This is a genomic window from Nostocoides japonicum T1-X7, from assembly GCF_001046855.1.
GTDB lineage: Bacteria > Actinomycetota > Actinomycetes > Actinomycetales > Dermatophilaceae > Nostocoides > Nostocoides japonicum.
Genome location: NZ_HF570958.1, coordinates 4086451 through 4096701 on the forward strand (window position 1 = coordinate 4086451; position 10251 = coordinate 4096701).

Below are 10251 nucleotides of genomic sequence, written 5' to 3' on the forward strand. Positions count from 1 at the left end.
GGGTCGAGGTATCCAGACCCCACCCGAACGTCATCGCATACCTCGATCGGCCGGGGCGAGCTCGACCGGGCGCCGCGGCGGCTGGGCTCTCGTCAGACCTCGGGCGCGTGCAGCACGCTGGGGCCACTGCTGACAGAGCGCAGCCCTTCCTGGCGCGAGCCCACCTGGGACAGGAGGATGAGTGTCAGACCCACCGCGACCCAGGCGATGAGCACCCACAGCGAGCCGGCCGTCGCCGCACCGTCGAAGAAGTTGATCCCACGGAGCGCATCGACCGCGGCTCCTGGCGGGAGGAGCGGACCGAGCGCGCGCCACGGTTCGACGAGGAACACGGACGGCACGATCGCGCCGGCACCGGGAATGCCCACGCAGAGCAACAGCAGGGCGAAGCAGAGGTCGAATGCCCGCCCTGCCCTCCCACAGTGCGTCAGCCCCGCGCTCGTGATCGCGATACCTAAGACCAGCATGATCACCACGCAGAGCGTCCCCCAGTAGCTACCGGTGAAGGTGCCCATCGCATGGGCGATCCAGCTCGCGAACGTGCCGGTTGTCATCGCGGCCATCGCGATCCAGCCTGCGGTGCGAAGGCGCCGCTTCTCGAGCAACGCGACGCCGACTCCCAGGGCAAGGCTGAGAAGCGTGAGGGGGAGCACGGTGGCGAGGAACCCACTGCCATTGTGATCGTCCTCCGACGCAGGGACGACGTCCTCGACCGGAACCGAACCCGCCGGGGAGAGTGCGGCGGCCTCGGACCTGAGCATGGTGGCGACAGAGGCGTTCGCAGCACTGGCAACCAGCACGGTCGCCCCACTCGATCCGACGACGATCGCACCGTAGACGGCGCGATCCTCGATGGCGCCCCTCGCCGCGTCGGCGTCCGAGTAGCGCGTGACGTCGAAGGCGTCCTCGCCGGTCGCGGCGAGCGTTGTCCCGATCTGCCGGACCGCCGCCTCCGGCCCCACGACGCCGAGCGGAACGTCCCGCGGTTGAGCATGCAGCGGCGGGTAGCTCAGGCAGAACATGAACAGCAGCTGGATCGCGGAGATCGAGAGAGCGAGAGCCGCTCCGGGTACGAGCCGCCGTCCGACGAGCTCGCCGAGGGGACGCGTCCGGGGTGGCGCGGCATGGGACATCGTCGACTCCTTCGCGGGCCTGCGTCAGCGCATAACTCAACAACCGTTGACCTCAACATACGTTGAGGTCAACAGTCGGTGAGTTATGCTCGCGTCATGCCGCGCAGCAGCACTCGTGAGGCGACGGGCCGTGGCAGGAGCGCGCCTGAGGACGGTGGAGCGACGGCCAGGCGGACGCACGCGGGTGGCCGGCGAGCGGGCCAGAGCGGCACCCGCGACGCGGTGCTCATCGCGGCCCGCCAGAGCTTCGCCCGGCAGGGGTATGCCGGCACGACGATCCGAGCGATCGCCTCGACCGCCGGGGTCGATCCCGCCCTCGTGCTGCACTTCTTCGGCAGCAAGGACGCCCTGTTCGCCACCTGCCTGGCGTTCCCGCAGGACGTCGCGGACACCGTTCCACGGATACTCGCCGGGCCGGCCCGGACCGTGGGCGAGCGACTCACCCGCTTCTACTTCGAGCTGTGGGAGCGGCCGGAGACGGGGCAACCGCTACGCGCGATGTTCCGGTCGGTCGCCTCCAACGAGGACGCGGCGAGGATGGCGCACGAGTTCATCGGCTCGCATCTCGTCGCCCGCGCAGCGGAGGCCTCCAACTATGACCGGGTGGACCTCCGCCTGACGCTGGCAGGTGGCCAGCTCGCCGGCGTGATGTATGCCCGTCACATCGTGGCCGTTGCCCCACTCGCCACCATGTCGCTGGACGACCTGGTGCGGCACGTTGCCCCGTCCGTCCAGCGGTACCTCACCGGCACCCTGCCCTGAGCTCATCCGGGCGACCGGAACCCCGACATGAACGCTTGTGGGGAAGCCGGCATGAGCTGGGACTCATGCCAGTTTCACCACAACGAGCCGAGCCGTGCGACGTCCGCGCCTCCGAAGCAGAGAACCGCGCCGCCGGGGCAGAGAACCGCTCAGAAGTCCTTGGCCATGTTGGCGAACCGGCTGTAGTGGCCCTGGAAGGCCAGGACGATGTCGCGGGTCGGGCCGTTGCGGTGCTTGGCGACGATGACGTCGGCCTCGCCCTCCCGCTCGGGGTCGGTGCGGTCGCGGTGCAGAAGTATGACAACATCGGCATCCTGCTCGATCGACCCAGACTCCCTCAAATCAGACATCTGGGGCCGTTTGTCGGTGCGCTGCTCCGGGCCGCGGTTGAGCTGCGAGATGGCGATGACGGGGACGCCAAGCTCCTTGGCGAGCAGCTTCAGGGCCCGCGAGAACTCGGCGACCTCCTGCTGGCGCGACTCGACCTTCTTGCCGGAGGACATGAGCTGCAGGTAGTCGATGACGACGAGCCGCAGGTCGTTCAGCTGCTTCAGGCGGCGGCACTTGGCGCGGATCTCCATGAGCGACATGTTCGGCGAGTCGTCGATGAACAGGGGGGCGCTGGAGATCTCGCTCGTCACGCGGGCCAGCTTCTGCCAGCCGGCGTCGCCGAGGGTGCCCTTGCGCAGCTCCTGCAGCTGGATCGACGCCTCGGCCGACATGATCCGCATCGTGATCTCAGAGCGGCTCATCTCGAGGGAGAAGACGGCCGTCGTCAGGCCGTGCTTGATCGCCGCCGCGCGCGCCACGTCGATGCCGAGGGTCGACTTGCCGACGGCCGGTCGCGCGGCGACGACGATCATCTGGCCGGGGTGCAGGCCGTGGGTCAGCTCGTCGAGGTCGACGAACCCCGTCGGCACCCCGATCATCTCGCCGCTGCGGCCGGACGCCGCCTCGATCTCGTCGAGGGTCGGCTCGAGGAGCTCCGCGAGCGGGACGTAGTCGTCGCCGCCGCGCCGGTCGGTCACCTCGTAGACGGCCGCCTGCGCCCGGTTGACGACGTCCTCGACGTCGCCCTCGCCCTGCGCATACCCCATCTGGACGATCCGCGTCCCCGCCTCGACGAGCCGGCGGAGGACGGCGCGCTCGGCGACGATCTCGGCGTAGTAGCCGGCGTTCGCCGAGGTCGGGACGACTTGGACGAGCTGGTGGAGGTAGGCCTGGCCGCCGACCCGCTGGAGGTCGCCGCGCTTGCCCAGCTCGTCGGCGACGGTGATGGTGTCGGCCGGCTCGCCGCGGCCGTAGAGCTCGAGGATCGCGTCGTAGATCGTCTCGTGCGCCGGCCGGTAGAAGTCGGCCGGGCGCAGCGTCTCGACGCAGTCGGCGATGGCGTCCTTGGACAGCAGCATCGAGCCGAGGACGGACTGCTCGGCCTCGACGTCCTGCGGCGGCACCCGGTCGTCGACCGGCCCGGACCGAGGCCCGTGATCGCTCAGCTCGACGATCGACACGCACACCACCTCACGCCACGGACGGCCCGACGGCCGGAACTACACGGTTGTCATCTCCAAGGGTCCCCCCGACCACCGACACCCCTACGGGGCGGCCGCAAGACCTCCGACGGGCCACGCTAGAACCGTCCCGGGAGCGCTGCCAGGCGACCTGTTGACGCGCCTGTGGACCCTCGGTGGAAAACGCCGACCCCCGATGTGCACAGGCCGGGGATACCTCTGTGGACAACCTGAGGTGGTATGCCACGACACCACGTTGACCTGCGAGGATGCCGTCCACCGCGTGTGGACCTCAACAACTTTCGGGCGTGTTGTATCCACATGTCCAGCCCGTGGAACACGCATTCCGGACGGGTCCGACCGATCGGTAGCCTCCGCCGTCGGCGCCCCCGCATACGCTGGAGGGCATGTGCCGCAACATTCGCCAGCTGCATAACTTCGAGCCTCCCGCGACGAGCGAGGAGGTCCGCGCCGCCGCGCTCCAGTACGTCCGGAAGGTGAGCGGCTCGACCCGGCCGAGCGCGGCGAACCAGGCCGCCTTCGACGCCGCCGTCGAGGAGATCGCCCACGCGACCCAGCACCTCCTGGACCACCTCACGACGACCGCGACCCCCAAGAACCGCGAGGAGGAGGCCGCCAAGGCGCGCGCCCGCAGCCAGGCGCGCTACGCGTCCTGACCGGCCCCCGCATACCCGGCGACGCGCTCGTCTCCCCGGCGCCTCTGCGACCGGCTCCCACCGTCATGACGGCAAGGCGCCGGCCAGCGGGCGACGACGGCGCCGGAGTGCGGCAGAGTACCGACCATGCCCCTCGTCGCCGGGATCGACTCCTCCACCCAGTCGTGCAAGGTCGTCGTCCGCGAGGCCGACACCGGCGCCCTCGTCCGTGACGGGCGGGCCTCGCACCCCGAAGGCACCGAGATCCACCCCGACCGGTGGTGGGAGGCCCTCGTCAGCGCCGTGGACGCGGCCGGGGGGCTCGACGACGTCGCCGCCGTCGCGGTCGGCGGGCAGCAGCACGGGCTCGTCGCCCTCGACGAGTCCGGCGCGGTCGTCCGCCCGGCCCTCCTGTGGAATGACACCCGCTCCGCCCGCGCCGCGGCGGAGCTCACCGAGGAGCTCGGGCCGCGGGCCTGGGCGGAGGCCGTCGGCAGTGTTCCCGTCGCCTCCTTCACGGTCACCAAGCTGCGCTGGCTCGCCGAGGCCGAGCCGCACCATGCCGCCCGTGTCGCGGCCGTCGCCCTCCCCCACGACTGGCTGACCTGGCGCCTCGCCGGGCACGGTCCCGACGACCCCGATCTCGAGGCGCTGCGCACCGACCGTTCGGACGCCTCCGGCACCGGCTACTGGTCGCCCGCGACGGGCGAGTACCGCCACGACCTGCTCGTCCGCGGCCTCGGCCACGACGCCGTCCTCCCTCGGGTATGCGGTCCCGCCGAGTCCGCGGGAACCCTCGCCTACGGCCCGAACCGGCACGCCCTCCTCGGGCCGGGCGCGGGGGACAACGCGGCCGCCGCGCTCGGCCTCGGCATGGTCGAGGGCGACGTCGCCCTGTCCATCGGCACCTCGGGCGTCGTCTCCGCCGTGAGCGCCACGCCCGCCGCCGACCCCAGCGGGTCGGTCGCCGGGTTCGCCGACGCCACGGGCGAGTTCCTTCCCCTCGCGGTCACGCTCAACGGCGCCCGCGTCCTCGACGCCGCCGCCCGGATCCTCGGCGTCGACCACGCCCGCCTCGCCGAGCTCGCCCTCACCGTCCCACCCGGATCCGACGGTCTCGTCCTCGTCCCCTACCTCGAGGGCGAACGCACCCCGAACCGGCCGCACGCCAGCGGCTCCTTCCACGGCCTGACCCTCGCCACCTCGACCCCCGGCCACCTCGCCCGCGCGAGCGTCGAGGGCCTGCTCCACGGGCTCGCCGACGGGCTCGCCGCGATGGTCGCCCTCGGGACGCGTCCCGATCGCGTCTCCCTCATCGGCGGCGGCGCCCGGTCCGAGGCCGTCCGCCGGTGCGCGACAAGCGTGTTCGGGACCTCCGTCGAGGTGCCGGCCCCCGGTGAGTACGTCGCCGACGGCGCCGCGCGGCAGGCCGCCTGGGTGCTGTCCGGCGCCCCGGAGCCGCCGTCCTGGGAGCGGTCGGGCAGCCAGAGCTACGCCGCCGCCGAGGAGGACCTGTCCGCCACCGCCGCGATGCGGGAGCGGTATGCCACGGCCCGCGACCTCGTCCTCGACCGCCTCGGAGCCGGGAACTGAGCGCGCAGCTTTATCGGGTGACCCCAGAACACATAGCCTCACCCGACTTCGCTTCTCGGGTGAAGCCACGTCTTGTCGGGTCACCCGACAAGGCTGCAGGGGGCTTTATCGGGTCACCCGACAAGGCTGCAAGGGGGATTATCGGGTCACCCGATAAAGCTGCACCGCGTCTTGTCGGGTCACCCGATAAAGCTGCACTGGGCATTCGAGCTGAGCAGAGGGGACGGGTCGGGTCGAGAGGTCGGGGTTGCCGTGGATGAGCCCGCCCCCTACGCCGAGCCGCTCGATCCCCGGGCCCAGCGACGCGAGATCCTCCGGCTCGCCGTGCCGGCGTTCCTCGCCCTCGTCGCCGAGCCGCTGTTCCTCCTCACCGACTCCGCGATCGTCGGGCATCTCGGCACGAGCCAGCTCGCCGGCCTCGGTGTCGCGAGCGCCGCCCTGCTCACCGCCGCGAACATCTTCGTCTTCCTCGCCTATGGCACGACGGCCGTCGTCGCCCGGCAGCTCGGCGCCGGGTCCCGGCGCGGTGCCATCGCCGCCGGCGTCGACGGGACGTGGCTCGCCGTCGCCCTCGGCCTCGCCACCGCGGTCGTCGTCGCCGTCCTCGCCCGGCCGATCTGCTCGGCCTTCGGCGCCTCCGGGCCGGCCGTGGACCAGGCGGTGACGTACCTGCGGATCGCGGCGCTCGGCATACCCGGCATGCTCGTCGTCCTCGCGACGACAGGGGTGCTCCGCGGCCTGCAGGACACCCGGACGCCGCTCGTCGTGTCCGTCCTCGGGTTCGGGAGCAACATCGGGCTCAACCTGCTCCTCGTCTTCGGGATCGGCCTCGGCATCGCCGGATCCGCGATCGGCACCGTCATCGCCCAGACCGGCATGGCGGCGATCCTCGCCTGGGTCCTCGTCCGGATGGCCCGCCGCGAGGGCGCCCACCTGCGGGCCCACCCGGGACGTGTCCTCGCCGCCGCGCGGGACGGCGCCCCGCTGCTCGTCCGCACCCTCGCCCTCCGCGCGATCCTCCTCCTCACGACGTGGGTCGCCGCGTCGTACGGCACCGTCCCGCTCGCGGCATACCAGGTGACCGCGACGATCTGGTCCTTCCTCACCTTCACCCTCGACGCGCTCGCCATCGCCGCCCAGGCGCTCACCGGGCGTGCTCTCGGCGCCGGGGACCGGCGGGCGGCCCGCTCCGCCACGGTCGTCATGGTGCGCTGGGGCGTGCTCGGCGGGTTCGTCGTCGGCCTCATCCTCGTCGCGCTCCGCGACGTCCTCCCGCACCTGTTCACCTCCGACCCCGAGGTCCGGGCCGTCATCTCCGCCGGCCTCCTCGTCGTCGCCCTCGGGCAGCCCCTGTCGGGCTACGTCTTCGTCGTCGACGGCGTCCTCATCGGCGCCGGCGACGGCCGCTGGCTGGCGCGCGCCATGGTGGCCTGCCTCGTCGCCTACCTCCCCGTCGTTGCCGGCCTGCACGCCCTCGGACCGTGGCTCGTGTCCGACGCCTCCGCGGTCCTCGGCGAGGAGCACGCCATCACCTGGCTGTGGCTCGGCTTCACCGTCTTCATGGCGGTCCGGGGCGCCCTCATGTGGCTGCGGGTGCGCACGGACCGCTGGATGGTCACCGGCGCCTGATCGCAGACGCCCTTGTGGGGAAGCTGGTGTGAGTCCTGGACTCCCACCAGCTTCCCCACAAGCGCACGTGAGTCCGGGGCCGCTCCGCCGTTGTCGGCCCCGAGGTCAGCCGCGCGGTACCACGCAACCGGATCGGCGACACCGACGGACGCGACCCGACCAGCCTCCCGCGGTGAGCGCGGCACCGATCTCGACGGCGGTCGCGCACGGACTGACGGCGACGTCGGGCCAGAACACCCGCAGCGTCACCCCTTCGGCAGGCAGCACCTGCCGGTCCCGCTGGCCGTCGCGAATCCGGTCCTCCCATGTCTCGTGCCCGAGACGACCGTCCACCTCGACGACGAGTCGGTATGCCGCGTAACGGTTGTCGTGACGTCGGGCCGCTCCGTGGTGGGTCGCCACCTGCCGCTGGGCCGAGGGCAGGCCGTGGGCGCGCTCGACGTCCTTGACGTAGCGCAGCTCGGCGGTGCTCTCGACCCCCTCGTCGACATCGGCGAGCACCTCGCGGAGCAGCCGGCCGTGCCCGCAGCGCCCTCGACGGGCGAGCTCCGTGCGCAGCTCGCCCACGGTCACCCGGGCCTGCTGCACGGCGCGGGCCACCGTGGCAAGCGCGGAGTCGGGCGTCCCCGCGGCGGCCACGTCCACGACGGTGACCGGCACCCTCGTCCGCCACGGGAACTCCCTCTCGTCGACGATCTTGTCGAGGTCGCGGCGGCGGGTGATCTGGGCGCCGGGGAGCTGCTCCATCCGCTGCCCGTGCGGAATGGCCAGCTCGACCGTCGCGGGCTCCTTCTTCTCCAACGCCCACCAGTGGGCGGCGCTGGCACCGCAGAAGGCGGCGTCGTTCCCGGCGTACAGGAACAGGCCCATCGCCCGGACGAACCAGTCGCGCCGTCCGGGGGCGGTGAGATAGACCCCTGGGTGGGCCGTGAGCCAGCGGCCGGACCGCAGCCGGTGCTGGATGGTGCCGTCCGTGAGCCCGGCCTGGAGACACTGGCTGCGAGTGAGCAGGTCGCACTGCGCGTCCGCGTGCTTCCGCAGCTGCGCCCAGTCGACTCCCATGCCAGGGCAGCCTGGCAGATTCGCGGCCCCGACCTCAGCCGTCATCCACAGGCTCGGCCGCCGCGGGCGTTGTGGGGAAGCTGGTGGGAGCCAGGACTCGCACTCCCTTCCCCAGAAGCGGTTGAGGGCGGTCTCAGGCGGGCGGGAGGGTCTCGCGGAGCACCCGGACCGCGTTGCCGCCCATGACGGCCGCGATGTCCGGCTCGGCATGGCCGCGGCGGAGCAGCTCGGCGGTCACCTGGCTCACCTCGCTCGTGTCCCAGCCGACGGTGACGGCGCCGTCGTAGTCGCTCCCGAGCGCCGCCGCCCCGACCCCGCCGACGGCCATGACGTGCTCCAGGGCGTCGACGACCGCGGCCGGTGTCGGGGCTCCGACGGCGGCCTCCCAGTAGCCGATCCCCACGATCCCGCCCGTCGCGGCGACCCCGCGGATCTCCTCGTCGGTGAGGTTCCGGTTCACCTCGCACGTCGCCTGCACCCCTCCGTGCGAGGAGACGACCGGCCGGGTGGCCGCCGAGAGCACCTCGGACACCGTGGTATGCGACGCGTGGGCGACGTCGACGACGATGCGGCGCCGCTCGAGCTCGGTGAGCACCTCCCGCCCGAACGCGGTGAGGCCCGTCTTGGCGAGCCCGTGCATCGACCCGGCCACCTCGTTGTCGAAGAAGTGGGTCAACCCGGCTATCCGCATACCGGCCGCCTCGAGGAGGTCGAGACTCTCCAGGCGCCCCTGCAGGTTGTGCAGCCCCTCGACGGAGAAGAGCGCTCCGGTCACGCGGCGGCCGGACGCCCGCGCCACGAGGAGCTGCTCGAGGTCCTCGGCCGTCCGGACGAGAGCGAGCCGCCCGCCGGAGCGCGCGGCCGCGCTCTCCAGGCACGCCGCGTGGTGGAGCGAGCGCTGCAGCAGTGAGGTCCACGTCCGCGGTGGGCGCAGCTGGGCGACCGAGAGGAGCGTGATCCGGTCGGTGTCGGCGGCGTTCTCATCGAAGTTCTGCCCCTTCGGGGTCTTCGTCACCGACGAGAACACCTGCAGCGCAACGTTCCCCGCCTCCAGTCGCGGCAGATCGACGTGCCCGCGGTCGACCCGCCGCAGGAGGTCCCGGTGCCACAGGAGCGCATCGGAGTGCAGGTCGACGACGGTGAGTGACTCGTGGAGCCTTCGCGCATCCGGTTCCACGGGAGGAAGACGGGCCTCGGTCACGCCGTTGAGCCGGCGCTCGAGGAGACGAGGCAGCACGCCGAAGAAGGCGGCGCCCCCGAGGGCCGCGACGCCGCCGAGCACACCGGCGACCACGGCCGTTGGGCGCGGCCGGGAGCGGGGGCGGGGGCGACCGCAGGACATGCCCGGACCCTACGCCGGATTCCCGGCGAGACTCGGTCACAGTGGACCTTCTGGGGAAGCTGGCCCTCGCCAGGACTCTGGCTACCGTCCCCACAAGCGGCTGAGGCCCGGCCCCGGCCTTCTTCGGGGTCGGATCCGGCCGCGACCGGCCCCGCCCGGCCACGGCCTCACGCGGCCTCGCGCGGCCACGGCTCTCAAACAGGGACGCCCCTCACCCGAGGGACGGCGCTCACACGGTGACGACGCCCACCGCCGCCTCCCGACGCGGGTCTCCCGCCGCCTCGACCTCGCCCGAGGAGCGCCGGTATGCCGCGCCGACCCCGCCGAAGAACATGTCGAGTGCGCCGTGCGGCCGGGGCGCGAGGCCGGACGCGGCGATGGCGGCCTCGAGCGCCGCGTCGGGCTCGTGGTCGACGACGGCCGTCCCGTCCGCCAGGTGGCTCACGTGCGCTCTCGGTGCGAGGATCGCCGACTCCATCGACGCCCCCCGCAGGCAGGAGCGGGTGAGCACCTGCAGGAGGGCCGTCGTGATCCGGTCCGCGCCGGGCGAGCCGATGGCGAGG

General features: G+C 72.5%; 9 protein-coding genes. 4 read left to right on the forward strand and 5 right to left on the reverse strand.

What is annotated here, in order from left to right; genetic code table 11:
* Window positions 1–92: 92 nt before the first annotated feature.
* A complete protein-coding gene (locus tag BN12_RS18540) occupies window positions 93–1022 on the reverse strand; it encodes an ABC transporter permease (protein ID WP_157635561.1) in 930 nt (309 codons plus the stop codon).
* A gap of 207 nt (window positions 1023–1229) precedes the next feature.
* On the opposite strand from BN12_RS18540, the gene BN12_RS18545 reads away from it, so the two are divergent.
* Entirely contained in the window at window positions 1230–1895 is a 666-nt protein-coding gene (locus BN12_RS18545; RefSeq protein WP_083454762.1) for a TetR/AcrR family transcriptional regulator, read from the forward strand.
* Between the two features lie 149 nt (window positions 1896–2044).
* Here BN12_RS18545 and dnaB read toward each other — a convergent pair whose 3' ends face one another.
* Window positions 2045–3406 (reverse strand): replicative DNA helicase, encoded by a 1362-nt coding sequence (gene dnaB, locus BN12_RS18550; RefSeq protein WP_048554811.1) that lies wholly within the window; start codon window positions 3404–3406, stop codon window positions 2045–2047.
* Between the two features lie 407 nt (window positions 3407–3813).
* On the opposite strand from dnaB, the gene BN12_RS18555 reads away from it, so the two are divergent.
* From BN12_RS18555 to BN12_RS18565, 3 genes are all read left to right on the forward strand, one after another.
* Entirely contained in the window at window positions 3814–4083 is a 270-nt protein-coding gene (locus BN12_RS18555) for a DUF2277 domain-containing protein (protein WP_048554813.1), read from the forward strand.
* 126 nt (window positions 4084–4209) lie between these two features.
* On the forward strand, window positions 4210–5655 hold the full coding sequence (xylB, locus tag BN12_RS18560) for a xylulokinase (protein ID WP_048554814.1): 1446 nt from the start codon (window positions 4210–4212) through the stop codon (window positions 5653–5655).
* Between the two features lie 252 nt (window positions 5656–5907).
* On the forward strand, window positions 5908–7284 hold the full coding sequence (locus BN12_RS18565) for an MATE family efflux transporter (RefSeq protein WP_048554816.1): 1377 nt from the start codon (window positions 5908–5910) through the stop codon (window positions 7282–7284).
* A gap of 105 nt (window positions 7285–7389) precedes the next feature.
* Here BN12_RS18565 and BN12_RS18570 read toward each other — a convergent pair whose 3' ends face one another.
* The 3 genes from BN12_RS18570 to BN12_RS18580 all read right to left on the reverse strand — a co-directional run.
* Window positions 7390–8346 (reverse strand): hypothetical protein, encoded by a 957-nt coding sequence (locus BN12_RS18570; protein WP_048554818.1) that lies wholly within the window; start codon window positions 8344–8346, stop codon window positions 7390–7392.
* A gap of 133 nt (window positions 8347–8479) precedes the next feature.
* Complete coding sequence (locus BN12_RS18575) at window positions 8480–9688, reverse strand: dipeptidase (protein ID WP_048554820.1); 1209 nt, start codon at window positions 9686–9688, stop codon at window positions 8480–8482.
* Between the two features lie 229 nt (window positions 9689–9917).
* A partial coding sequence (locus tag BN12_RS18580; RefSeq protein ID WP_048554822.1) for a gamma-glutamyltransferase occupies window positions 9918–10251 on the reverse strand: 334 nt, incomplete at its 5' end.